Origin of the sequence: Kitasatospora sp. NPDC098663 (genome assembly GCF_044760075.1) — a bacterium.
Taxonomy (GTDB): Bacteria; Actinomycetota; Actinomycetes; order Streptomycetales; family Streptomycetaceae; genus Kitasatospora.
Window position 1 is genome coordinate 19904 of sequence record NZ_JBIWAP010000038.1, and the last position, 24226, is coordinate 44129.

Below are 24226 nucleotides of genomic sequence, written 5' to 3' on the forward strand. Positions count from 1 at the left end.
GTTGTCCCGGTCCTGGGCCAGTTCCGCCAGGAGCGGCGGGTCCAGATCGGCTCTGGTGGCCACCCGCTTGCGCACGTCCGGATCGGGGTCGTGGACCAGCCGGCCGTGCTGTTCGGGAGCGGCGTGCCGGTTGCGGGCGAAGGCGCGGCGGACCTTCTGCTCAGGGTATGCGAGCACCGCGTCGACGGGTTCGTCGGAAGCTGCCGACTTGATCGACCATTCACTGCCTCCTGAATTTTCTGCGGAAAATTCAGGAGGCAGTGAGCGAGTGCGGCCGACGCGTCATCTGGATCGGGCTGCCGCTCCCCCGCTGGCTCTGCTCTCCACCGCCGGATTTTCTGCGGAAAATTCTGCGCGTTCGGACTGGGCGCTGCGGAATCGGCGGCCCGCCAGCGGACCTTCGGCCGTAGTTCGGCCGCAGTGGATCAGGTTGACTGACACGGCCTGGGGCAGTCGTTCTCGACGTCGCGGCCAAGGCGGGAGGCTCGCCCGAGCTGTGCCCTCGCTTGCCATGGGCGAAGGCGGGCCGTCTCAGTGTCCTTCTGAGGCCCCGAATTTTCTGCGGAAAATTTCGCGGCATGGTCCAGCAGCCCGGCTGTCTGCTCCATAGCGCTCTGAAGGGAACGGCACTCGGCCGGCTGGCGAACGAATCCTGTGGGCGGGCCAGGGCAGAGTGCGTTGGTCCATTCCGGCGGAGGGTCCCAGCATCGGCTTCCGGTTGGGATGGGGTTCAACTGTGTGCGGGGGAGCAGTCGAAGCGGCCGGTTCAGCGGGGGACGGATCGGGATTCTGTCCCGCCCTGGACGGGCGCGGTTGAGGATGGATGGTCTCCATCCTGGCAGCGCCCACCGTCGTCGCCTACCAGAACCAGTGTGGTGGGCGCTCCTGCGCTCGGCACGGGCACAATGCTGTCCCGCCTAAGGGACCACGGCTGGGCGATTTTCTGCAGAAAATTCTCCCTGCCAGGACAGCGTGGGGCAGAACCTTCTGTCGCTTCTTGCCTCGCCGGTGGATGGCCGGCAAGCAGCTGCGTGCGCTGGCCAGCATCGGGTTCATGGATTCGCGCGCGCTCGCTGCCGTTGACGCAGCATGGCGGACGCACGCTGTTGGAGTCGGGTCCGGGCGGCATGTGACGTCGTCTCGGGGAACCTGTCAGTCCTTCGGACCGTCCAGATGTTCTCTTTGGGGCCTCGGAATTTTCTGCAGAAAATTCCGCGACGTGCTGCAGTAGCCGGGCTTTCTGGTCCCGCGATCCGAAGAGAGCGGCAGTCGGCTGGCCGGCGAACGACCTGGTGGCGGTCCCGGTCACACTGCGCTGGTGCCTTTTCTGGCGGAGAGTCTCGGCATCGGCCTGCGGTTGCGGTGGGGCTCAGCTGTGTGTGCGAGCTGCCGAAGCTGCCGATTGGGCGCGGGAGGAAACGGGATGTCAGTCTCGACCTGGACGGGCGTGGTTGAGGATGGATGGTGGCCATCGTGGCAGTGCCCGCCGTCGTCGCCTACCAGAACCAGTGCGGTGGGCACTTCAACGCCCGGCTGGGCCAGCGGGCAACTCGACTCGAAGCGAGCTTGGAGCAGGCGATTTTCTGCGGAAAATTTTCCGCGTCCAGGGCAGTCGTGGGCAGAACTTCCACGGCTCCTTGCCCCGGTGGCGGATGGTCGGCAGAGCAGGTGTGTGCGCTGGCTGGCATCGGGCTCATGGATTCGCGCGCTGCCGTCGGCAGAGCATGGCGGGCACACGTCGTTGGAGAGGGTCCGGACGGCATGTGACGTCATCGCGGGAGCCGATCAATCCCTCGGGCCGTCCAGGTGTTCTCTTTGGGGCCTCGGAATTTTCTGCAGAAAATTCCGCGACGTGGTGCAGTAGCCGGGCTTCCTAGCCCCGCGATCCGAAGAGAGCGCCACTCGGACAGGGCCTAGCGAACGGCCATGGGGGCGAGCCCGGGCAGAGTGCGTCGGTCCTTTCCGACGGGGCCGTGCCATCGGCCCGCGGCTGTGATGGGGACTCAGCCTTGTGTGCGGGAGTCGCGGAGGCGACTGATCCAGCTTGAAGTAGATGCCGCCTCTGCTGGCTGGCCGGCAGGCAATAGTCGTGCAGCGAGCTCCGGACGGCGCGTCGAGTCATCAGGGACAACCCAGCAGTCCCCCGGGCTGCCCCAGTGCCCTTCCCGGGGTCCACCGAATTTTCTGCGGAAAATTTCGCAGCGCGGTTCACCGCAATCCGAGGGGTCCCGGCCGGCTGGCGAACGACCCTGCGGGCTTGCCTGGCCGGACCATGTGGGGTGGGCCGGCGGGTCGCATCATTGGCCTGCGGTTGTGCCGGAGTCTCAGTCGTGTGTGGGGGAGTCGTTGAGGTGACCGATCCGGCATGGAGGAAGCGGCGCATCTGCCTCGGGCTGGATGGGTGTGGCCCACGATGAATGTTCGTCATCGTGGTTGTGCCCATTGGCGGCGCCTACCGGAACCAGCGTGCTGGGTGCTCCTGCGCCCGGCGTAGGCAGCTGGGTCGTCGTCGCAGCAGGCTCCGGACAGCACGACTGTGTCCGGGCCAGGGGTCGCGGCCCGCCGATTTTCCGCAGAAAACTCGTCGGCGGTCGGGCAGGGGCAAGGCCGCTGTTGGTCTTCGCCTCGGTGGCGGATGACCGCGCGCGTCTTGCCACGGTCCGCGTTGAGAGGCTCTATGACTCTCGGACGAACCGTGCCTACCTGTGCAGGCGCGGCATCCATCAACACCATCCTGGGGCGGACCTACCAGATCCGCAGCCGAAAGAAGTTCGACGCCGGCGACGGGGTATGACGAGTTGGCTGTCCGCTACGAGGCAACCACGTCGATCGCCGCCATATACGAGTAGCTGCGAAACGCCCCTCGCTGCGATCATGCGGCGGTGAACGATGGACTGCCCGACGGCTGGACGATCGAGCGAGTGCGCTCCGCATCAGGGGATTCTGAAGCCGCCTTGCTCACCCTCGAACGACTGGTCGTGGTTGAGGAGCACGGTCGCGCGGACTACGTCTCACTCCGACCCGATGTCATCCTGTCCTTTCACGGCCTGTGCCTCGTGCGAGCGGACGACGACTGGTACATGGGCGAGCTCGACCTCGACGGCTCAATCATCTGCTGGGTCGCCTACGGTCCCGACTTGGGTGAAGCCATCCAAGGGTTGTGACGTATCAGGCGATCGGCTTGATCACTTTCACAGCGTGCCTCAGTGGGGGAGAGGACCACCCCTACCTGCCGTGATAGGTGCTCCCTCGTAGGAGACCGAAGGGGAGCCGAAGCCGGCGGCAATTCCTGTGCCGCGAGGGCGGGGGCCGCTTGCTGGGAACCGGGGCACAGCGCTCGCGCCGGTCGGAGCCCGGTCGGTCGACCAGTCAGCCGACGGATTTTCCGCAGAAAATTCGAGGGTTTCGATGGGGGAGCAGCATCAGCATCCGGATCAGCGGGCTGGCCAGCGCACGCTCACGTGTGACACAACCAGGGCTCGGACCCGGGTTCGGGTTCCGGCTCATTCAAGGGGATCCCGTACCGCTGACCCACGCCGTCCGGGTTGACCCCTTCCGAAGCGGCGCCGAGTTCGCCATCTCCACGTCCGCCGCTTGACCTGGTCTACGGCGCCTCTGCCTTCATGATCGAACCATCAGCTCGTATCCGGCCGGACCGATGGCCTCGGAAGTGCTCACCGCAGTCTCGACGTCGTCCCAATCCGGGCTTTGCAGCCACAGGCTCTGTGCCGCCTTCCGCATCAGTGCTGGCTCGCCCGACCGTGGCAGAGACACGAGCCGGTACGCCAGGCTCCGTGTCTGCACCAGCAGGCAGCCCCGCCAGCAGGCCGCGGGCACAGCGCCCTCAGCATGGCGAGGATCGCATCCGCATCGGGGAGGGCCAGCTCCTCGACGTGATAGTGCCCGTCATCGTCGTAGTCGCTGAGGCGAGTTCTCGTGGCGGGCTTTACGACGGCGGCCGCAGCCGCGGCCAGCCTGATGGTGGCATGGATGGCCGGTACCTCGGGTGCTGCCACGGACCCGGGTCGGCCAGGAGGTGGGGGAGCCGGGGGCGACCTTCCATCGGAAGGAGGAGTGGGCGCGATGTTCGGCACCCGTCCGGCGTAGGCGTGAGCGCGAGTGGCCTCTTCGAGGCCTCGGGAGCCGACCCCTCAGCGGTCAGAGGCAGGTTGCAGGCCGCAGGCCACTTCACGTTCAAGGGCCTGAACACAAAAGACATTAGAAGACCAGTAATAAACAAATCTCGATACGGCGCTGTTTTCGGACGACCTGGTGCCGGGCATGCCGACCCGTAGCCTTCCTGCGGTGTCCGGGCCCTTCGGTATTTGGTTCGCATAAAGAAGAGATGGGGCGGTGCGGATGCGGTGACCGAGCCCTGGGACCTCATTGACGCCTGGCTGGCGAAGAACGCACCGGCCAGCCTGGCCGAGCTTCGCCCGCGGGCATCGCCCGAAGCCGTCGGGTGCACCGAGGGGCGGCTCGCGTTCGAGATCCCCGCCGATCTGCGCGAGTCGCTGCTGTGCCACGACGGAGACGACACCTGCATCGCTGTCCTTCCGTGTGACCCCCCGTACTCCAGGGAAAGGATCGTCGAGATCCGCACCCTGCGGATGAGGATCTGGGACGCCGACGATCCGGACCGGCGGGATGACCCGTGGTGGGGAGCGCGGTGGGCCCCGTTCGCCGGCCGCGACGGCGACGAGCACTTCGTCAACGCCAGGACCGGCCTGTGGTGCAACCGCCTCGGGAGGGTGGCCTACTAGGGCGCCGCCTACCTCACTGGTTGGCGCCGTTGCCCAGGTGGTGCCGCATCACGACGGCCGCGATCAAGTTGAGCCAGTTACGGTCATCAATTCGCTTCTATGTCAAGGTAGTTGACCAATAGATCTTGCCGAACGAACGGAACTCGGTTGAACAACAAGACCTTTGTGAAAGTCCGCTCGGGAGTCGGGAACGCAACACCTGAACTGGACGAGCTGGTCTTCGGGTTGCCGGCCGCCTGGTTGAAGAGCCCGTGATGTGGTGTGTCATCGCACCCCGCACGAGGCCTGCCGTGAAAGCCAGTTGCAGGTATCTGGTCATCGGGCGCGACATGACCGTCGCGAGTACGGTGCCGGATCGGCCGAACTCCACTGTCTGCGCGAGAAGTTCCGCGCCTGTCGGCTGGAAGTCGCCCGCGAACGGCTCCCGATGGCGGAGGCCTTCGCGAAGCCGTGCAAGGTGCGCTGGCCGTCGAGCGCGCCTGCGCCTGGCTGTACCAGTTCAAGCGACTCCGCATCGGCTACGAGCGATGCGCCGGCCTCCACCAGGATCTCCTCGAACTCGCCTGCAGCATCATCTGTTTCCGGCGACACCGGACAGCATTCCGAAACGATCAGCAACCCGCGCCGGATAGTGTTCGGATGCAAAGGGTCAAGTGATTCCGCCGGGCCGCGCCACGGCCCGCGGACATGGGGAGGTCAACGTGATCGTGGGTACCGGCCGAAGGCTTGTGCTGATCCGTCATGCGCAGGCTGAACGGGAGACGGCGGTCGACAAGGAACGGCGTCTCGACGAGCAGGGGCGGGAGGAGGCGTCCCGGGCCGGACGATGGCTCGCGGGTTCCGGCATCACGCCCGATCTCGCGCGGGTGTCCGGCGCCCGCCGGACCAGGGAGACCTGGGAACACGTGGGCGCCGCGTTGCCGCGGCTCCCCGAGACGGTCCACGAGCAGGGGCTCTACGACCTCAGTGTGAAGATCCATCGGGGGGAAGCGGGGATCGGCGAGCTGGTCGCGATGGTGCGGGGGAGTTCGGACGACGTGGGCGACCTGGTCGTCGTCGGACACAATCCGAGCCTGCCCGAGCTGGTCCGGCTACTCGTCGGAACGGCCGACGGAGACCTCTCGCAGCGGGTGGAGGAGTCCGGGTTCCCGACCGCCTCCGTGGCCGTCCTGGAGTTCGACGGTTCCTGGCAGGGGATCGGGCCCGGAGCCGCGAGGATCACCGCGTTCTGGACGCCGTCGCAAGGTTGAGAAGGCGCACCCCGGGGCGTCGATGCGCCCGGCGTCCCACGCCGGTTGGGGCGACTGCGACCGCAACCAGTTCACCCGGCAGTGCCAGGCCACCGGGACGCCCTGCCAGTTGAGGATGTCCTGCAAGGTCATCGGCTGCGGCACGGGCACGGGCACGGGTACAGGTACCCGTGCGGTTGGGGGACGGGCCGGTCAGGCCAGCCAGCGCAGCACGGTCCAGGGGCCGTCGGGCAACGGGGAGAAGACGAGCGTGGGTACCAGGAGCAGTCCGGCGCTCACCCACCAGTAACGGCGGCCCCGTAGGCCGGTCAGCCCGCGGAGCCCGAGGTTGACCAGCCACCACAGCAGGCCGAATACCGTCCAGACGACGACGCCGGCCACCACCCACACCATCGGGCCGTCGTTCTCGGTGGGTTCGCGCTGTCCGAGCCCGAGCCAGACCAGCGGGTAGTTGAGGAAGAACACCAACGTGAACATCAGCGGGACCAGGGCGGCGAACCCCAGCGCGACGTTGACCAGCACCGGGGCCGCCCACGCTGCCCACGCGGCCCATGCCGTCCGCCTCGTCCGGGCTTCAGGCGCTGCGCAGGGGTGCATGGTGTTTCTCCAATGCCCGTTAGAGCTCGGTCGGTTCGACGCCGTGCCTGCCGTGCGGCCTGGTCCGTGACCGGGCCGTCGTAGCGCCGGGAAGTCGATGGCGGGATGGCTGTTGCCTTCGTCCTGCGCGCTGGTCAGCCGCGGGTGAGGTCCTCGGGCGCTGCCCGGGCGAGGGTGTCGGCCACTGTCGTGCAGGCGAGCCGGGCCACGGAGCGCAGTTCGGCGTCGGGGGTGCCGGCGCGGCTGAGTACGGCCAGCGACTGGTTGACGGCGACGACGAATACGGCGAGCTCGTCGAGCGTGCGGGTATCGGCCGAGGAGTCCGTCAGGGCCGTGCGCACCCGTTGGCGCTGTACGTCGAGCAGGCCGCGCACCTGTGCGCTGTTCTCGTCCTTCAGCGTCGACGACTGCGCGGCGGACTGGGCGATGAGGCACCCCGAGGGGACCGACGGGTCGGCGATGCGGTCCAGGACGACGCCGAAGAACGCCTCGACCGCGCGCACCGGATCACCGGGGTGTGCCGCGAGCGCCTGCTCGTACTGCTCGCCGTAGATCGACGCGTAGCGGTCGAGGCACTGGCCGAACAGGGCGTCCTTGTTGCCGAAGGCGCCGTAGAGGGAGCCGCGGCCGAGGCCGGTGGCCGAACCGAGGGCATCGAGCGAGGCGTCGGCGTATCCGCGCTGCCAGAACACCTGCATGGCCTGGTCCAGTGCCGCGCTGATGTCGAACTGCTTCCGGCCGGACACGGTGTGTACCTCTCCCGCTTCTCTGCTGTCCCACGTCTTCGCGACGAGCCTACCCGCATCTTGGACCGATCGGTCAGTTCATCTTTGACTGATCAGTCCAAGATGGCTAGCGTGTCAGCCGCCAGCCGCCAGCCGGACCGGAGCGGTTCCCGCCGTCTCGGCGGACCCGTCAACCCTGTGCCTCCGAAGGATGATCATGAGTCTGTTGCCGACCCGCCCGCCCACGCCCGAAGGCCGCGGTTCCGTCTCCCAGGTGCCGAACCTCCCGGCCGGCTTCGCCGGCACCTTCACCAGTCGCTACGTCGACACCGGCGAACTGCGCCTGCACGCCGTCACCGGCGGCGAAGGGCCTGCGCTGCTGCTGGTGGCCGGCTGGCCCCAGACGTGGTACGCCTGGCGTCTCCTGATGCAGGCGCTGGCACAGGACTTCCAGGTCGTCGCCGTTGACCCGCGAGGCGTCGGACTGTCCGACAAACCCCCGGGCGGGTACGACACCGGCACGCTCGCCCGCGACCTGGTGGCGCTGATGGACGCGCTCGGGCACCGGCGGTTCGCCCTGGTCGGCCACGACGTCGGGATGTGGACCGGTTACGCCCTGGCTGCGGACCACCCTGACCGGCTCGACCGCCTCGCCGTCGCCGAGGCCGCGATCCCGGGGCTGTCCGCCTCACCGCCTCTCCTCGGCAGCCGGGAGGCCAACGACCGCCTCTGGCACTTCGCCTTCAACCGCCTCACCGGCGTCAACGAACAGCTGGTCAGCGGACGCGAACGCCTCTACTTCGGCCACCAGTTCGCCACGAAGTCCGCGAAGGCACTGCCCGACTACGCCGTCCAGCACTACGTCGACACCCTCGCCGCCGACCCGGAAGCCCTGCGGGCCAGCTTCGAGTTCTACCGTGCACTCGACACGACCATCGCTCAGAACCAGGAGCGCAGGACCCGACGGCTGACCCTGCCCGTCCTGGCGATCGGAGGAGCGGAGAACCTGGGCGCCTCCGTCAGCGAGACGATGAAGCTCGCCGCCGACGACGTGCGGGGCCTCGTCCTCCCCGACTGCGGCCACTACCCGGCCGAGGAGGCCCCGCAGGCGATGCTGGCCGCCCTGACCGCCTTTCTGGCCCCGTACCGGGACGGGGAGGGCTCCTAGGAGGCCCCCACGGCCCGCGTCGGCCCCACCGCCCCGACCCGCGAGGTCGACTCCGCGTACACGGCCTCGACGATCGTTGCCCGTCCCGTCTCGAACGCCCGTCGGTAGGCGTCGGATACTGACCGCTGTGACCACTGAGCCCGCACCACTCCTCGTCGACGACCCGGCGGACTTCGCCTCCCGGCTGGCTGCCGCCGAGGACTGGACCAGCGCCGCCCTGGAAGCTCAGCAGGAGGGCTCGTGGGTACTGACCGCGACGGAGCGCCAGATCCTGGCCGACGTGATGACGGCCACCAACCCCCTGCACGGCGGCCATCTACCCCCGTACGACGACGAGTCGCCGTACGTGCGCCTCGGACGCATCGCGAACTGGGCCGGCGTACTGCGGCTCGCCGCACGAGCCGGCGGCTGGGAACTTCGTCCCGTCGTGGACAGGGAGCCTTCGTCCCTCACCCGGCCCATGGGCATGGCCGACCTGCTTTCGGGCATCTACGCCCTCGCCGAACAGGGCGAGCGATGGCAGCAGTTGATGCTGGAGACGATCGCGGACCGCAACGCCGCCAGCCGTGACCAGCCTTCGGGGCAACGACAGGATCTCAACCAGGCGCTCGCCGAGCGCGAGCCACGGTTCGCGAACAACTTGGCTGCCGCAGAGTGCTTCTTCACCGGCCCGGGCTCGCTGGAAGACCTGTCCCTCTTCTTCTACTGAGGTGCTGCCCCTGCTCGTGGACATCGAACAGGCGTTGATCGTCGAGCCTTCCGAAGTGGTGAACGTCCGCTGTTCGTTCTCGGGCTCTGGCATGGGTCCCTCCGGAACGGTCACGGAGTGCGCAGGCTCTACGGCTGCGGAATCGCTCCAACCCCCTCGGCGTTCCTCCCGCTGAGGCGCTGCCCGTGCGTCACGGTCTCGTGCGATGGCGGGATTCGGGGCCGGGTCGGCGGGGATATCCGGGGGCGTCCTCGGAAATCAGGGATCCGGAGAAACGGACATTGTGCTTCATGACACGCGGGTCGTGTCGGCATCGGGCCTGATCATCTGGAATGCTGTTCCAGTCCGCCGTCACCGGCTTTGATCGGCGGACATCCGCAGTACCGGGCAAGCGGCCCGGGAAGCCCACGGAGAGAACGGAACATCATGAAGCCATCTGTACTTGTCGTGTCCACTGACCCTCAGGGATCGGCCGTCGTCTGGGCGGAGCGGGTGGGAGACAACCTTCCCTTCGATTTCATGGCGGCGCACGACCAGGCCGATCAACTGCTCCACCTCAAGAAGACCGGTGCCAAGGTCCACGTCATCGCCAACCAGAAGGGCGGCGTCGGCAAGACCACGACCACGGTGAACCTCGCGGCGTGCACCTTCGACGTCCTCGGCGAGAAGGACGAGTACGAGCACATCTTCATCGACACGCCGGGCACCCTGGCCGACGAGGAGATCCTGCGCAGTGCTCTGGAGATAGCGGATGACGTCCTGGTCCCGATGATCACCGAGCCGTTGTGCTTCGACCCGACGGCGCGGACGATCCAGAAGGTCATCGAGCCGATGGACATCCCCTTCCGGGTCGTCATCAACAACTGGGACCCCCGGGACGGCCGCGCCGACCTGGAGGACACCGAGGCGTACATCGCTGCGAAGGGGTGGCCGCGGGCCAAGACGGTCCTGCGGCGTTACAAGATCCACTCCCGGGCGGTGGCCGAGGGAACGGTCGTCACCCAGTACAAGGAGAGCGGCACCGCCTACCGGGCGCGCGAGGACTTCTTCCGACTGTCCCTCGAACTCGGGTACGGGGGTCGCTGATGGCCGGCCGTCGTGTTTCCTTCGCCTCGATGGCGGCCGACCCGGTCGTCGACGCCCCCGGGGTGGTCAGCAACCAGGAGACTCCGGCCCGGTGGGTCCCCACGGGACCGGACTCTCCGGCCCGGTGGGTTCCCACCGCCAACTGCCTCCCCAACCCGCGCAACCCGCGCGACGACCTGGGCGATCTGTCGGACCTGGCGAGCATCAAGGACCGCCAGCTGCAGAGCTGCCTGGCCGTCACCCCGGACGCGTACCTCCGGCTCTGGCCGGAGGACGAGGGGCTGCTCGGTGCGGGCCCGCAGGACGTGGTGATCGTCAACGGCAACCGGCGCCGGGCCGCTGCCGCGCTGTACGGGCGTGAGCAGCTGCTCGTCGTCGTCGACGACTCGGTGGCGGACTCCAAGGCGACCCTGCTGCGCGCGGCGCTCGACGAGAACATGGCGCGCAAGGACTTCGACCCGATCGAGGAGGCCAACGCGGTCCTGCTCATCGTGGCGCAGTACGGCACCGCCAAGGAGGCCGCCGAGGCGGAGGGCTGGTCCCAGAGCTGGATCTCGCACCGCAAGAACCTGCTCAAGCTCCACCCCGAGCTGCAGCGGCAGGTGCGGGCCAAGGCGCGGGGCGAGGAGGGCATCTCCATCAACGTCGCCCGCCGTCTGGGATCGGTCAAGGGCATCGAGGCGATGTCCCTGGCCGAGCAGACGGAGCAGTTGGAGCAGCTGCTCCAGGCCGACGCCGACGCCGTTGCCGCCAAGCGGGCGGCAAAGCTGGGGGCCCGGGCGGCGGCGGTTCAGGCCTCCGCCGACGGGGCGGCTCCCGAGCCCGCGCCACAGCGACCCGCTGCACCCGCGAGTGGGTCTGCGGAGGGCGCGGTTGCGGCTGCGGCCACCGTCACGTCTGCGGCCACCGTCACGTCGTCGCCGGCGGATCCGTCGCCGGTGGAACCGGCGGCCTCGGCTACCCGGTCGAAGTCCGCAGGTTCCGGCGCGGGGGAGAGTTCCGAGTCGGCTCCGAGCACCGAGCCCGCTTCGAGTACGGAGTCCGCTCCGGGCGCCGAGCGATTTTCCGCGGAAAATTCCGAGCCTCTTCCGATGCCGGAACAGCGAGCCGAGGCCTCCCCGGCCGAGCAGCCGTCGGCCACTCCGTCCGCAGAGCTCGGTGATGTCGACTGGCATGACGTCGAGGAACTCGCCGACGCCATCTGCCGCACCCTCTCGGCTGACGAGGCCTACCGCCTCGCCGACGCCCTGGCCAACCGTCTGCTGACGACCAACAGCTGACGCGTCCTCCGGTGCCCGCCCCGTCGTTCGCACGGGGCGGGCACCGGATCGGCCATCCGAACGGGGTCGCTCAAAGGCCGGCTTCGTACGTCCCGGGCGGCACGGGTGTCCCGTCGTACGGGAGATAGCACCTCATGCGGTACGACAGCAGGTGTTGTACGAGGTCGCTCGCCAGGAACGGCTTCGCCCACTCCCACTGGGCGCCACCGCGGCAGGCGGTGCAGGCGGCGTCCCGATGGCTGCGGCACACCGCGCCGTAGGCAACGTGCTGGGTGCGCATCTTGAGTCGACCGGACAGCCAGATCTCCGTATGGGCTCTCGCCTTCTGCGGCTTGCAGCGCAGCAGAACGCACACCTCCTCGACGCTGAGCACCCGCAGGGCGACGCCCAGGCGGGCGTGCTGGCTGACCTGTGAGGTCGCCAGGCCGGGCAGGAGCTGCTCGGTCAGGCTCGGCTCAAGCCGCTTGATGAGTTGGTAGCTCGCTCTCTTGCTGTCATCTCCCTGGGGGAGATCGTGGATCAGCCAGATGAGCGGGCTGTAGACCACGCTGGTCGCTTTCCGGTTCGCCCGCAGGAGGCGGGCGGCGTCCTTGAAGTCCTGGCAGGACTTCTCGTCCTCAAGGTGCTCCAGCAGGTTGCGACGTGCCTCGGTGTACTTTCCGAACGGCCGGTATCCGTAGTCGACGACCTTGATCTTCGTCTCGGGAGCCGTCACCAGCTTTGCTGCTATCCAGGCCCACTCCGTCAGCATGGGACCGACCATAGCCCAATGCCGTGCTCCCGGAGGAGGCCTCGTCGCGGACTGGAGTAGTGGCGGAGAACGGTTTCGGCCGACCGAAAGTTCGCGTGCGGGTGCCTGCGCCACTCCTCTTCCCCGAACCGTTCAGCCTGTCCGAGCGACTCATCGGCCGGCTGGACGGCCGGGAGGACTTCCCGCAGCCGCTCAGTCGGACTGACTGCCCGGAGTGGGTGGTTCGGTATGGCTGTATGGCTATGACCTGAGGTGAATGATTGCTCGGGAGCAATGGCTCACCCCGAAATCAGCGGATTGGGTGGCGGCTCGTCACGCTCGGTTTCTTGGGGGATTTTTGACCGGGAAATCGAAGCGGGAGCCCGTCGATTTGGACAATCCGGAAGAATCATTAAATTTTCACATTTTGCACAATCGATGCTTGTGCATTGCGGGGGTGAGGATGACGATGGATCGAGGGGAACTTCGAAAGAAGGTTGGTCATGTCATTCCTCGGACAGTTCCGGTCCTTCGGTCGGTTCCGTGACGACTGGGGCGGCGGTGGTCGCGGTGGCGACTACGGCGACTTCGGTGGTGACCGCGGCGGCTACGGCGGCGGCTACGGAGGTTACGACGACTTCCGCGACGACTTCGGTGGCGACCGTGGCGGCTACGGCGGCTACGGAGGCGACCGCGGCGGCTACGGAGGCTACGGAGGCCGGTGGTAAGGATCGCTTCCCTGTGAGAGCGGGCCGGGCATGTGTGCCCGGCTTTGCCGTGTCGGCCGGGAGTGGACCCGGGTGGCCCACCAGGCAGTGCGTGCGGAGATCTTCCGTTCCGGAACAGGGCCTCTTTGATCGGGAGTTCCTCTCAATCCGGAAGTGATCTGGGCTCGGGGACGAGCGAGAAGACCGTGAGATGACGAGGAAACACAGCCTGCGGTCGGCTCTGCGACGGTTGGTCACGGTCGCCGAGACCTCCGATCTGGTCGCCGCAGCACCGCCGGTCCCGCTGCTGGGGATCTTCCGGCGGTTCTGGCCCTACACCAAGGGCGGCCGCCGATGGCTGGTGGTGCTGTTGGCCCTGGTCGCGGTGGGCCCGGCGATCGAGGCGATGGAGATCTGGTTGTTCAAGATCGTCATCGACGACATGCTCATTCCGCACCGGCTGAACCTGTTCCTGCCGATCGCCCTCGCCTATGCGGGGCTGACCTTGCTCTCCGGAGTCCTGGGCTTCGCCCGCCGGGTGATCTCCACCTGGGTCAGCGAACGCTTCCTGCTCATCCTGCGGTCGGACGTGTTCCGGCACATCCAGGGCCTGTCGCTGGGCTTCTTCGAGCGCCGGCGGCTCGGCGACGTGCTGTCCCGGGTGACCGGCGACGTGGACGCGGTCGAGACCTTCCTGCTCTCCGGCATCGTCAACGCGCTCGGCCAGGTGGCGCGGCTCTGCATCTACGTCGGCCTGCTGCTGGTGCTGCGCTGGGACCTGACCCTGGTCGCGCTGGTGGCCGCGCCGCTGTTCTTCCTCACCGCCCGCCGCTTCGCCAAGCTGATCCGGGCGGCCTCGCGCGAACGCCGCCGGCGCAGCGGCTCGATCAGCGCGGTCACCGAGGAGACGCTCGGCAACATCGCGCTCGTCCAGGCGTACAACCGCCAGGACTGGGAGCACGCCCGATTCCAGCGCGAGAGCATCGGCCGGTACCACGCGGCGATGGCCTCGACCAGGATCGGAGCGCTCTACGGGCCGACGGTCGACTTCGTCGAACTGCTCGGCGGCCTGGTGGTCATGGGCCTCGGGGCCTGGGAACTCGTGCACGGCCGGCTCACCTTCGGCGGCCTCATCGTCTTCCTCACCCTGCTGAGCAGGCTCTACGGCCCGATCCAGAGCATGTCCGGGCTCGGCAACACCTTCTACGCGGCCTCCGCCGCCGCCGAGCGGATCATCGAACTGCTCGACCAGCGTCCACAGGTGACCGATCCCGCCACCCCCCGGCCGATCGGCCGCGCCCGGGGCGGGATCGAGTTCGACGACGTCACCTTCCGTTACCCGGACGTGGAGGCACCCGCACTGTCGGAGGTGTCCTTCGAGGTGGCGCCGGGGGAGACGCTGGCCCTGGTCGGCGCCAGCGGGGCGGGCAAGTCCACCATCGCCAAGCTGATGTTGCGCTTCTACGATCCGGACGACGGCGCGGTACGGCTCGACGGCCTCGACCTGCGCGACCTCGCCCTCACCGACCTGCGCGAGAACGTCGCGGTGGTGCTCCAGGAGACCCTGGTCTTCCACGGCACCGTCCGGGAGAACATCGCCTACGGGCGCCCCGAGGCGAGTGAGGCCGAGATCCTGACGGCGGCCCGGGCGGCGGACGCCCACGAGTTCATCACCCGCCTCCCGGACGGCTACGACACCCTGGTCGGCCAGCGCGGCCGGCTGCTCTCCGGCGGCCAGCGCCAGCGCCTCGCGATCGCCCGCGCGATGGTCCGGGACGCCCCCGTCCTCATCCTCGACGAGCCCACCACGGCCCTCGACGCGGAGTCGAGCCAACGGATCATGGGCCCGCTACGCCTGCTCATGGCCGATCGCACGACGATCATCATTTCGCACAACCTGCTGACCGTCCGCGACGCCGACCAGATCGTCCTGCTCGACCAGGGCCGGATCGTCGCCCACGGCACCCACACCGAGCTCCTCCTCCGCAGCTCCGCCTACGCCGGCCTGAACCGGTTGCACCACCCGCCGGGCGAGTCCGTGGAGGCCGTCCCCTGAGGCGTGCGTGCCCGGGCGTACCGATCTCGGCCACGGCCCTGCGGGCCTGTCGACCGTCCCGCTGATGGCCCCGGCCCAGCGCGGGAGCCTGGCCGAGTTGCTCGCCCGCGTACACCCGGGGCATCCCTGGCTCGCGGACCTGTAGCCCCCGCGCAGTGGCGCGGGGGCTGTCCGGGTCTGCGGGGAACGTCAGTGGACGACGTCGAAGACCTGCTTCTGCAGACCGTTGGGGTAGACCTCGTGCTCGACGAGCGTCAGCTTCTGGGCGTCCTTGTCCGTGGTGCTGAACAGGCGCTTGCCCGCGCCGAGCAGGAGCGGGAAGACGAGCAGGTGGTAGCGGTCGACCAGACCGGCGTCGGAGAGGGCCTGGTTCAGGGTCGCACTGCCGTGCACGATGATCGGGCCGCCCTCGGTCTGCTTCAGCGCGGCAACCTCGTCGAGTGAGCGCAGGATCGTGGTCTCGCCCCAGTTCGACACCAGGTCGTCCTCGGTGAGGGTGGTGGAGACGACGTACTTCGGCATCACCTTGTAGTCGGCGAAGTCCGCCATGCCGGGCCACACCTGGCTGAACGCCTCGTAGCTGGCCCGGCCCAGCAGCATCGCGGTGGCCTCCTGCTGCTCCCGCCCCTTGATCTCGAAGGCCTCGGGAAGGAACTCGACGTCCTTGAAGGTCCAGCCGGAGTTCCGGTAGCCGGGCTCCCCGCCCGGGCCTTCGACAACGCCGTCGAGCGAGATGAAGGCGGTGCTGATCAGGGTGCGCATCTCTGGTTCCTCGGTGTCTCGGATCTGGATTCTTCCGGGCCCGCCGACCTGGTCGGCATCGGACGCCCTGCTGCCGGCCGGCGATGTGATCAAGGTAACCGTGCCGACCGAACGAGGCCACCGGCCGGGGCCGAGGTGCGTTGCCGTCAGCCCCTGGGGAATTCGCCGCCGTCCACGACGAGATTGCCGCCCGTCAGCCAGCTCGCCCGGTCGGACAGGAGGTTCGTTCGCTCGACGGAATGGGAATCGGCCTGGCGCTCAGGTGTGAATTCCACTGGGAGCGCGAACGCTTCGGGGAAATCGCGGTGGGTGCCTGCCTCGTCGAGCTGTTTCACGGTGCGGCCGGAAAAGAGGGGGAGGCAAAGACGAAATGTCAGCAGGCGCTATGGGGGCGGCCTATGGCGTGCCGGTTCGGTCGTCCGCCGTCGCCGGCCGCTTGCGTGCGGCCTCGACGTCCTCGGTGACTGCTCGCGTGTCGATGACTGATGTTACGTCAGATTTCTTGAGTAGCTGGAGAGTTGGGGAAGTGCGGAGCCGAGGGCGCAGCGGCGGCACGTTCGTCAACTTTTACTTTCCCCCGCCCGCCCCCGCATAGTGACGGCCCGAACCCGAGAGGAGGCCCGTCGTGCCGTACAGCGATGACCGTGCCGAGTGCCAGGTGCAGGCGGAAGACGCGCAGGTGGGGGCCGTGTGCGCCGAGTACGACCGGCGCCTGGAGCAGACGCGCGCCGAACTGGCCCGTACCCTCGCCACGCCCGCCGACGGCGCCCGGGCCGTGTACGAGCGGGACGTGGCGGCCGCGCGGTGGGCCGGGGAGGTGCGCCGCCTGGAAGGCGCCGGCCACGGGCTGGTGTTCGGCCGCCTCGACGCCGCCGACGGCACCGTGCTGCGGATCGGGCGCCTGGGCCTGCACACCGAGACGGACGAACTGCCGCTGCTGGTGGACTGGCGGGCCGAGGCCGCCAGGCCCTTCTACGAGGCCACGCCCGTCCACCCGATGGGCCTGCGGCGCCGGCGCCACCTGCGTCTGAACGGCCGCACCGTCGCCGCCGTCAGCGACGAACTGCTGGACGGCTCCGACCCCACCCGTGAGGACGTGATCGGCGACGGCCCGTTGCTGGAGGCCCTGTCGGCCCGGCGCACCGGACGCATGGGCGCCGCGGTCGCCACCCTCCAGGCCGAGCAGGACGCGATCGTCCGCTCCCGCCACCGGGGGGTGACGGTGGTGCAGGGCGGCCCCGGCACCGGAAAGACGGTGGTGGCCCTGCACCGCGCCGCCTACGTGCTGTACGCCTTCCCGCGCGCCGCCGAACGCGGTGTCCTCGTCCTGGGCCCCAACGCCCGCTTCCTGGACTACATCTGTCAGGTGCTGCCCTCGCTCGGCGAGAACGACGTCGCCCTGGCGACCTGCGCCGACCTCGCCCCCGCCACCCCCGGCCCGGCGGCGTCCGAGGATCCGCAGACCGCCCGCCTCAAGGGCGACCCCGCCCTCGCCGACGCCCTGGCCGCCGTGGTCCGCGCCCACCAGGCCCCGGCGGCGGACGGCCTGGCCCTACGGGTCGGCCAGGAGGAGGTGCGCCTGCCGCCGTCCGACCTCGCCGCCGCCGCCCGCGCCGCCACCGCCGACGGCCTCGCCCACAACCGTGCCCGCGACCTGTTCAAGGACCTGCTGGCCGACGCCCTCACCCGCACCCTCGAACGCGACACCGCCGACACCCTCGACCGGCTCGACGCCGAGGTCGCCCAGCTCACCGGCCTCAACCTGGACCGCGTCGCCGCCGCCGACCTGCGCCGACTCGGTCTCGACGGCTCACGTGCCCACGACGCCGTGGGTAGCGACGATGCCGCGGGTGCCGGCGGCACCGCGGGAACCGACGGCACCTTCGACGCCGAGGCCGTCCGCGCGGCCCTGCTGGACGACCCGCACCTCGACCGCGTCCTCGACACCCACTGGCCCGCCCTCACCCCGCACGACGCCGTCCGCGCCCTGCTCACCGACCCCGCCGCCCTCGCCGCCCACCTGCCCCACCTCTCCGACGACCAGCGCGCCCGCCTGCTGCGCGCCCCCGACGCCCCGTGGACCGACGCCGACCTGCCGCTGCTGGACGAGGCCGCCGCCCTGCTCGACGGCCCCCCGCAGCGCAGTTGGGGCCACGTCGTCGTCGACGAGGCCCAGGAACTCACCGCGATGCAGTGGCGCGCCGTGCTGCGCCGCTGCCCCACCCGCTCGATGACCGTCGTCGGCGACTTCGCCCAGGCCGGCCCCGCCGCCCAGGCCCGCGACTGGCACGAGGCCCTCCAGCCGCACACCGGGAGCCGCTTCGACCTGCACACCCTGACCGTCAGCTACCGCACCACGCAGGAGATCCTCGCCGCCACCACCGACCTGCTCGCCCGCATCGCCCCCGACCAGACCCGCGCCCGCGCCATCCGCCACGGCGAACCCCCGCGCACCCTCACCGCCCCGGCCCACGGCCTCGCCGCCGCCGTCCTGGCCGAACTGCGCGCCCAGACGGCCGCCCACCCCGGCGACCTCCTCGCCGTGGTCTGCGCGGACGGTCGACTGCCGGAACTGGAGGCCGCCGGCCTGCCCGGACACGTCCGCCTCCTCCCCGCCTCCGAGGCGCGCGGCCTGGAGTTCGACGCCGTCCTCGTCGTCGACCCCGACCAGATCACCGCCGCCCGCCCGGCCGGCGAACGCGACCTGTACGTCGCGCTCACCCGTGCCACCCGCCGCCTGTGCGTGCTCAGGACCGCGGGGTAGGCCGGGCGGGTTCGGGTTCGGGTTCGGGTTCGAGGGCGGCCCGGTAGACGGTGAGGTGCCGGCCGGGGGCGCCGGGTACCCGGGCGGCACCGCCTACCCCGCTCCGGCGCATGCCTCCGCCTCCGCCAGGTACCGCGCCACCGGGCCCAGCGTCAGCATTCCACTGGCGGCGCCGGCGTGTTCCGCACGGGCACTGCTCAGGGAAGCCCCGGCGCGTGCGGCGATTCCGGGCTCGCCGAGGCGTACGGCGGCGCGGGCGGCCAGGCACCACATGGCCTCCTGCATGTGGTCACGCGCCGGTTCGGGCACCGCGGCGAGCGCGGTACGGGCCTCCGCCACCCGCTCCTGGGCGAGCAGCACGAGGGGGCGCGCCCAAGGCCGGTACGGGCCCCAGTCGAGGTGGGGGTCGGTGGGCGCGGGCCGGTCGTGCAGCAGGCGCAGCCCGAGGAGCGCGAGCGCGAACAGGCCGCGGTGCAGCCCCGGCATTCCGGCCCGCTGGAGGGCGTTCTCGGCGGCCCGGTAGTGCGCTGCGGCCGTGGCGGCGGTCGGCCCGCCCGGTTCGGTGCTGCGGGAGGCCGTGGCCCGGGCCCGGAACCACTCGGTGAGGACGGGGACGAGGGGCGCCTCGGTGGTGGCGGCGAGCCGCTCGGCGGCCTCGGCGTGCGAGGCCGCGGCGTCGAGGTCCCCGAGGGCCGAGGCGGACTGGAGGCGGACGAGTCGGCCGAGTACGGCGAAGTTCGGCAGCTCGTGCCGGGCGGACAGATCGAGGATCTCGGCGCCGATCCCGTCCCGTACCGCCGCGAGTCCGGGGCGGGTGAAGGACTGCAGGAACACCCCGTTGAGGGCGAAGACCAGCAGGGCGGGATCGGCCAGCCGCCGGGCCAGCGCCTCCGCCCGTTGTGCCGCCTGCCGCGCGCGGCCCAGCTCGGCCGCGGACAGGTCGGCGCTGCGGCTCTCGACGGCGACCGTGGCCAGGAGGCGGGCCGTCAGGTCGGCGGGGCCGTCGGTGCTGCCGGTGCCACCGGTGCCGAGAGCGGTGAGTGTGCGCTCGGTGGCCGCGACGACCGCGCGGGACTGCTCGGGGTCGTCGGCCCGGCTCCAGATGGCGGGCACGTCGTAGGCGCCGATGATCCGGGCGGTCAGGGAGAGGTCTCCCGTGCGTTCCGCCGCCTGAATGGCGGCGAGGCGGTCGCGCCGCGAGTGGACGAGGGCGTCACCCCCCGCCAGCGCGAGGGTGCGGGCCAGATCCACGGTGGTGCGCGGGCCGAGCCGGACGCCCGGGCCGCGCCACCGGGTACGGGCGCCTTCGAGGGGCACGGCCCCGTTGAGGATGTCCGTCTCCAGACGCCGGAGCTCGGCGCCAGGGTCGAGTCCGAGTTGATCGACGAGCATCGCGCGGGCGCGGCGGAGGGTGGCCAGCGCGTCGGCCTGCCGGCCCGCGCGGTACAGCGCGCGGGCCAGCAGCCCCCAGGCCGGCTCGCGCCACGGGTGTTCGGCGACGTGGGCGCCCAGTTCGGCGACGAGACCGGCGCCTTCGCCGGATTCACCGGATTCGCCGGATTCACCGGATTCACCTGAGTCATAGGAGTCACCGGAGTCACCGGAGTCGAGGAGGAGGCGGGCGCGCAGTTCCACCGCCTCCAGCCGCAGTTCCTCCAGCCGGGTCCGCTCGCGTTGCGCCCATGCGGCGCCGGTCACGTCGGCGTACGCGGGGCCGCGCCAGTCCTTGAGTGCCGCGCTGAGGTCGGTCACCGTGTCGGGGTCGGCCATGGTGTCGGGGCCGGTCACCCTGTCGGGGCCGGTCACTGTGCCGGGGCGGCGGCGGGCGCGGGTCAGGGTGTCCTGGAAGCGGTGGACGTCCACGTCCTCGCGCGGCAGGCGCAACGCGTAGCCGGGCCCTTCGGTGACGATGACGCGCGGCGGATCGCGGGGCGGCCGGTCGGGTTCGAGGGCACGGCGCAGCGCGGCGACGAACGTGCGCAGAGCGCCCACGGCGCGGGCCGGTGGATCGGTCCACAGGTCGTCGACGAGGGTGTCGGTGGTGACCATCCGCCCCTCGGCGGCGACGAGCCGGGCGAGCACCTCACGATGGCGGGGGCCGCCCAGGTCGATCGGGCTGCCGTCGTCGCGGAGGGCTCGCACGGCACCGAGCACGTCGATTCGCATGCCCCCATCCTCCGTGCCGGGGGGCGGCTGCGCTCGACCGTACTGATCGGCTGCTGATCGCCGTCGCCCAGGCTGGTCCGGTCAGCCCACGACCGACAAGGACGGCCCTTCATGACGCTCACCATTCCCGGCTTCGACCACGTCCGCCTGCCCGGTGCGGACGGGGTGGAACTGGCTGCCGCCGTCGGCGGCAGCGGGAGCCCGGTCGTGCTGTTGCACGGTTTCCCCCAGACCCACCTGATGTGGCGGCACGTTGCCGAGCGGCTCGCCGACGAACACACGGTGATCTGCCCCGACCTGCGGGGCTACGGCGCCAGCGACAAGCCGGCGGCCACCGACCCCGAGGTGTACGCCAAGCGCACCATGGCCGCCGACGTCGTGACCCTGGCGGCAGCGCTCGGCCACGAGCGCTTCGCCCTCGTCGGCCACGACCGGGGCGCCCTGGTCGCCTTCCGGGCGGGGCTGGACCACCCCGAGACCGTCACCCACCTGGGCATCCTCGACGTCGTGCCGACCCTCGACATGTGGAACGTCCTGCACGGCGTCCCGGCGGCGGTCGGCTACCACCTCTTCCTCATGGCGCAGCCTCCGGGCCTGCCGGAGACGATGATCGCCAACAGCGCGGACGCGTTCTTCGGCTCGTTCCTCGACGCCTGGGCCGACGACGCGACCGCCGTTCCCGAGGACGTCCGTGCCGAATACCTGCGGGCGAGCGCGGCGGCGGTGACGTCGATCGTCGCGGACTACCGGGCCTCGGCGGGCATCGATGTCACGCACGACCAGGCCGACCTGGACGCGGGGTCGCAGCTGGCCATGCCCGTGACGGTCGTCCAACAGGACTGGGGCGCGCAGCTGGGCTACGACGCGGCCGCGGTGTGGAAGGCGTGGGCGCCGGACCTCGACCACCGGCTGACCCGAGCGGGGCACTTCATGGCCGAGGAGGCACCCGACGAGATCGCGGAGGCGATCCGGGAGCTGCTGGCCCGCTGAACCGCCCGCTCCCGGCTCGCCGACCGACTGACCGACCGACCGACTGACCGACCGACCGGGCCACGGGCGGTCGGTCGGCGAGTCTCGGGCTTCCTCGGTGGTCGGGAACCTCTTCCCGCATCGGGTACCCGCCCGGGTCGGTGTCAGCTGTGGGCGCCGTCCGCCGGGTGGTCGTCGGCGAGCTCGGCGAGCTCGGCGGCGTAGCGGGCGGCGGCCTCCGCCAGCTTGCGGCCCTTCCGGTCCGGTTTGTCGCCGAGGTGGGCGGCGACGGCGCGGCGGGCGTCTTCGAGGTTGCCCTCAAGGTCGCCGCCGAGCAGTTCGCGGGTGATCACCAGGGAGTTGTCCGGGGCCATGTGCTGCCGGGACATCCGCAACTGGACCTCGTCCATGCCCTCGCGCGCCAGCACCTCCCGCAGTTCCTCGATCAGCGGGGCCAGCCACTGGGCGCGCAGTGCGTACTCGCCGTGGTCGGCGAAGGTCGCGCTGAGCCCGGCGAGCAGCTGCGCCGGGAACTCCTCCACGGGCCCGGTGAACTGCGGGTAGTCCTTGGCGAATTCGTCCCAGTCGGCGTAGAGCCCGGCGATCTGCTCCGGGAGGAGCGGGCAGCGCGACCAGGTCTCGTCGGACTGGGTGAAGACCTGCCGCAGCAGCTCGTAGGGCACCTCGTCGGTGCGCGAGAGCAGGACCGCGTCGTAGAGGTCCTTGCCCTGGGGGTGGTCGTCCGAGGCCAGCCAGAGGATCTTCCACGCGAGGGAGAGCTGTGGCGTGGCAGCGAACAACCGGCCCGTGACGCCGGGCAGCTGGTAGGACTCCGGTGGGACGGGCAGGTGTTCGGTGAAGACGAAGTCCAGCTGGACGGTCCCGCCCGGGACGCCGGGTGCCGACCACGGCAAGACGAGCCTGCGCCCGGGAATCCGGCTGTACGTCCAGATCTCGTCGCTGACCGCCTGGTCCGCGTGCAGCTGCACCGCGCCCGAGAGCCGTTCGGCGTCGGCGGCGAGCTCCTCGAACATGCGGTCCGTGCGCTCGTCCGCCAGCTGCCAGTCCGTCGGGCGGACCACGAAGTCCAGGTCCCCCGGCTCCCGTGCCTGCTCGCCGTACCAGGCCCGCAGCAGGACGCTCCCGCGCAGGACCAGGTGCTCGGCCCACTGCGAGCCGGCGACGGCGGACAGCACGGTGTTCAGCGCCTCGCGCCGTGCGGCGAGCCACGGTTGGGCGAGCTGCGGGTCGGTGAAGGCGGGCTCACTGGGCCGCAGGGCCCGGGTGTACCCGGCGAGGGCGGGGTCGAAGACCGGCTGCTGGCTCACCGCCTCGTCGTCGATCGGGCGGACGCTCCTGGGCAGGCCCTGGTCCTCGCGGACGTCCTCCGGCGGCGGCTGCCGGGGAAGCAGGACGCCCTGCCACGGCCCGTACTGCAGTTCCTCCCACGCCACTGGCGACTGGGGCTGGTCCTCGGTCATCGCGGGTCTCCCTCTTGCTCTTGCTCTTGCTCTTGCTCGTGCTTCTGTTCGCGTTCGTGGCTCTGCTCGTGCTCGTGCTCGTGCTCGCTGATCCATCCCTCGTCGAGGGCCTCGTCGCTGTCCACGGCGACGAACTCGCGCTCCACCGACACCACCTCGCGACCGTCGGCGGCAAGGCCCTGGAGCAGCGCCTCCAGGCGGCGGCCCGCGGTGCTCAGGCCGACCAGGCGGCACCGCTGCGTCACGAACCACTCGCGCCGGCCGTCGTCGCGTATTCGGCGCGGGTTGTGCGACAGGTGTGCGCCGTGGTGGACGGCCAACTCGGCGAGGTCCGCGAGGCGGGCGGGGTCGGCTAGGTCGGCGAGGTCGGCCGTGGGAAGCGGGTCCGGAAGCAGCAGTTTGACGTGGTGCTCGAAGTACCGGCGCGCCCCGTGCGGCAGGGCGTCCTCGTCCGAGACCGGAACGCCCGCCGCCCACGGCGTGGCCTCGATCTTCGTCCGCAGGACCGTGAACCCGGCCCGAGCCAGCCGGCCCGTGGTGCCGGACGTCGCCGCAGCGACCTCGTCCAACGAGCCGTTGGCGCGCAGGGTGAGCATCGGCTGCGAGGGCGCCGCGCCGCGCGCCAGCAGGATGTGGGTGAACTTCAGGCCATGACCCTCGGCCCACCCGGCCAGCGCCTCGGCGGCGCCGGGCTCCACGGTCAGGTGCACCTCGAAGTCCCCCCGGAGGCCGGGAGGATCTGACTGATCGTCATGGTGTTGGTCAGGACGGATGGCGAGCATGGGAGCATCCTGCCAAGCCCCTGTGACAACGCCTCGCCCGCCCGGGTGCGCAGCGGGCCTTCGCTGGACCGGTCGCGGTCCTGTCGCCATACCGGCCGGTGGCGCGCCGCGAGTCCTCGGGCGAGGTCAGCCCCGAGGTCGAGGACGTGTCGATCGCCGTCTGGAATTGGATCATCACACAGATGTGTCACATTGTCGTTGACAGACCGAGTGGAGCGTCATGCTGGTGTT

Annotated in this window: 18 protein-coding genes and 2 pseudogenes; 12 read left to right on the top strand and 8 right to left on the bottom strand. The window is 70.3% G+C overall.

Features of this window, described 5'->3' with window-relative positions:
- Positions 1-2882: 2882 nt before the first annotated feature.
- The 4 genes and pseudogenes from ACIQVZ_RS31850 (at position 2883) to ACIQVZ_RS31865 (ending at position 6013) form a co-directional block, all read left to right on the top strand.
- Positions 2883-3164, top strand: coding sequence for a hypothetical protein (locus ACIQVZ_RS31850; RefSeq protein WP_402454755.1), 282 nt, complete (start codon positions 2883-2885; stop codon positions 3162-3164).
- A 1200-nt stretch (positions 3165-4364) separates the two neighbouring features.
- Complete coding sequence (locus ACIQVZ_RS31855) at positions 4365-4763, top strand: hypothetical protein (RefSeq protein WP_402454758.1); 399 nt, start codon at positions 4365-4367, stop codon at positions 4761-4763.
- A 454-nt stretch (positions 4764-5217) separates the two neighbouring features.
- A pseudogene (locus ACIQVZ_RS31860) lies at positions 5218-5420 on the top strand (hypothetical protein); the annotation flags it as partial.
- The gene (locus ACIQVZ_RS31865) at positions 5417-6013 is read left to right on the top strand and encodes a SixA phosphatase family protein (protein WP_402454761.1); all 597 of its coding nucleotides are present in this window, start codon (positions 5417-5419) and stop codon (positions 6011-6013) included. The pseudogene ACIQVZ_RS31860 and the gene ACIQVZ_RS31865, both read left to right, overlap by 4 nt.
- A gap of 192 nt (positions 6014-6205) precedes the next feature.
- Here ACIQVZ_RS31865 and ACIQVZ_RS31870 read toward each other — a convergent pair whose 3' ends face one another.
- Together ACIQVZ_RS31870 and ACIQVZ_RS31875 are read right to left on the bottom strand one after the other, a co-directional pair.
- Positions 6206-6535, bottom strand: a complete 330-nt coding sequence (locus tag ACIQVZ_RS31870; protein WP_350878977.1) for a hypothetical protein — start codon at positions 6533-6535, stop codon at positions 6206-6208.
- A 209-nt stretch (positions 6536-6744) separates the two neighbouring features.
- Positions 6745-7356 (bottom strand): TetR/AcrR family transcriptional regulator, encoded by a 612-nt coding sequence (locus ACIQVZ_RS31875; RefSeq protein ID WP_350878976.1) that lies wholly within the window; start codon positions 7354-7356, stop codon positions 6745-6747.
- Positions 7357-7552: 196 nt separating this feature from the next.
- Here ACIQVZ_RS31875 and ACIQVZ_RS31880 point away from each other — a divergent pair, with 196 nt between their 5' ends.
- From ACIQVZ_RS31880 to ACIQVZ_RS31895, 4 genes and pseudogenes are all read left to right on the top strand, one after another.
- On the top strand, positions 7553-8503 hold the full coding sequence (locus ACIQVZ_RS31880) for an alpha/beta fold hydrolase (RefSeq protein ID WP_402454766.1): 951 nt from the start codon (positions 7553-7555) through the stop codon (positions 8501-8503).
- A gap of 127 nt (positions 8504-8630) precedes the next feature.
- Positions 8631-9212 (top strand): hypothetical protein, encoded by a 582-nt coding sequence (locus tag ACIQVZ_RS31885; protein ID WP_402454769.1) that lies wholly within the window; start codon positions 8631-8633, stop codon positions 9210-9212.
- A 573-nt stretch (positions 9213-9785) separates the two neighbouring features.
- A pseudogene (locus ACIQVZ_RS31890) lies at positions 9786-10298 on the top strand (ParA family protein); the annotation flags it as partial.
- Positions 10298-11578, top strand: coding sequence for a ParB N-terminal domain-containing protein (locus tag ACIQVZ_RS31895; RefSeq protein ID WP_350878971.1), 1281 nt, complete (start codon positions 10298-10300; stop codon positions 11576-11578). The pseudogene ACIQVZ_RS31890 and the gene ACIQVZ_RS31895, both read left to right, overlap by 1 nt.
- A gap of 70 nt (positions 11579-11648) precedes the next feature.
- On the opposite strand, the gene ACIQVZ_RS31900 is transcribed toward ACIQVZ_RS31895, so the two are convergent.
- On the bottom strand, positions 11649-12329 hold the full coding sequence (locus ACIQVZ_RS31900; RefSeq protein WP_402454772.1) for a hypothetical protein: 681 nt from the start codon (positions 12327-12329) through the stop codon (positions 11649-11651).
- A gap of 482 nt (positions 12330-12811) precedes the next feature.
- Here ACIQVZ_RS31900 and ACIQVZ_RS31905 point away from each other — a divergent pair, with 482 nt between their 5' ends.
- Both ACIQVZ_RS31905 and ACIQVZ_RS31910 read left to right on the top strand, forming a co-directional pair.
- On the top strand, positions 12812-13036 hold the full coding sequence (locus ACIQVZ_RS31905) for a hypothetical protein (protein ID WP_350878968.1): 225 nt from the start codon (positions 12812-12814) through the stop codon (positions 13034-13036).
- A 190-nt stretch (positions 13037-13226) separates the two neighbouring features.
- Positions 13227-15071: an ABC transporter ATP-binding protein gene (locus tag ACIQVZ_RS31910; protein WP_350878967.1), complete on the top strand. Its 1845-nt coding sequence runs from the start codon at positions 13227-13229 to the stop codon at positions 15069-15071.
- Positions 15072-15260: 189 nt separating this feature from the next.
- Here the strand turns inward: ACIQVZ_RS31910 and ACIQVZ_RS31915 are convergent, their stop codons facing one another.
- Together ACIQVZ_RS31915 and ACIQVZ_RS31920 are read right to left on the bottom strand one after the other, a co-directional pair.
- A complete protein-coding gene (locus ACIQVZ_RS31915) occupies positions 15261-15833 on the bottom strand; it encodes a dihydrofolate reductase family protein (protein WP_402454777.1) in 573 nt (190 codons plus the stop codon).
- A gap of 146 nt (positions 15834-15979) precedes the next feature.
- Positions 15980-16168, bottom strand: coding sequence for a hypothetical protein (locus tag ACIQVZ_RS31920; protein ID WP_402454779.1), 189 nt, complete (start codon positions 16166-16168; stop codon positions 15980-15982).
- 290 nt (positions 16169-16458) lie between these two features.
- Between ACIQVZ_RS31920 and ACIQVZ_RS31925 the strand changes: the two genes are divergently transcribed.
- Positions 16459-18597, top strand: a complete 2139-nt coding sequence (locus ACIQVZ_RS31925; RefSeq protein WP_402454781.1) for a HelD family protein — start codon at positions 16459-16461, stop codon at positions 18595-18597.
- Positions 18598-18690: 93 nt separating this feature from the next.
- On the opposite strand, the gene ACIQVZ_RS31930 is transcribed toward ACIQVZ_RS31925, so the two are convergent.
- Entirely contained in the window at positions 18691-20763 is a 2073-nt protein-coding gene (locus tag ACIQVZ_RS31930; protein ID WP_402454784.1) for a BTAD domain-containing putative transcriptional regulator, read from the bottom strand.
- A gap of 111 nt (positions 20764-20874) precedes the next feature.
- On the opposite strand from ACIQVZ_RS31930, the gene ACIQVZ_RS31935 reads away from it, so the two are divergent.
- Positions 20875-21753, top strand: a complete 879-nt coding sequence (locus ACIQVZ_RS31935; RefSeq protein ID WP_402454787.1) for an alpha/beta fold hydrolase — start codon at positions 20875-20877, stop codon at positions 21751-21753.
- Between the two features lie 143 nt (positions 21754-21896).
- On the opposite strand, the gene ACIQVZ_RS31940 is transcribed toward ACIQVZ_RS31935, so the two are convergent.
- Positions 21897-23213: a nucleotidyl transferase AbiEii/AbiGii toxin family protein gene (locus ACIQVZ_RS31940; protein ID WP_402454790.1), complete on the bottom strand. Its 1317-nt coding sequence runs from the start codon at positions 23211-23213 to the stop codon at positions 21897-21899.
- The gene (locus tag ACIQVZ_RS31945; protein WP_402454793.1) at positions 23210-23923 is read right to left on the bottom strand and encodes a hypothetical protein; all 714 of its coding nucleotides are present in this window, start codon (positions 23921-23923) and stop codon (positions 23210-23212) included. Before ACIQVZ_RS31945 ends, ACIQVZ_RS31940 begins: the two co-directional genes overlap by 4 nt.
- Between the last annotated feature and the right edge of the window lie 303 nt (positions 23924-24226).